The organism is Methanoculleus sp. UBA413 (genome assembly GCF_002502935.1).
Classification (GTDB): Archaea; Halobacteriota; Methanomicrobia; order Methanomicrobiales; family Methanoculleaceae; genus Methanoculleus; species Methanoculleus bourgensis.
Map to the genome: position 1 here is coordinate 342 of NZ_DAQR01000033.1, position 528 is coordinate 869.

1 protein-coding gene is annotated in these 528 nt (G+C 64.2%); it reads right to left on the reverse strand.

What is annotated here, in order from left to right:
* Positions 1 to 147: 147 nt before the first annotated feature.
* On the reverse strand, positions 148 to 528 hold a 381-nt coding region (locus BP858_RS02600; RefSeq protein WP_286878766.1), incomplete at its 5' end, for a HEAT repeat domain-containing protein.

A 528-nucleotide genomic window follows, 5' to 3' on the forward strand; every position in this document is an offset into this window, starting at 1 on the left:
CCCACCCCGCACCCGGAGGGGGGGGAGGTCTATGGAAAGACGCGGAATCTGTGCAACGACTTCCCTTCACGAAGCCGGAGCAACCCCGGGATGCATGGGCTCATCAGGCGCCCTCAATCATTCCCGGCATGAGAGGCGTGCAGTCTGTCACACGCTCGGGATCTCGCGCTCGGTCCCGATATCGTCGAGCGCCTGCCGGGCTGCAAGCCTGACGTCGCGGTTGGTATCCCCAAGGAGGCGCACCAGCGGCTCCCTGGCCCGTGGGTTGCCTATCCGCCCGAGCGCCCATGCCGCCATTCTCCTGACGCGGGGTTTTGGGTCGTCAAACAGCATGATCAGCGGCTCGACGGCCCTGGGATCGCCGATCTTCCCGAGCGCCCACGCCGCTCCCATCCTGACCCAGGAACTCTCATCATCCAGGATCCGTATCAGCGGGAGCACAGGTTCGCGTTCATCGATGATTCCGAGTGCTTTCGCCGCTTTCCACCGCACATCAACGTATTCATCATCCAGCGCCCGGATCAGCGG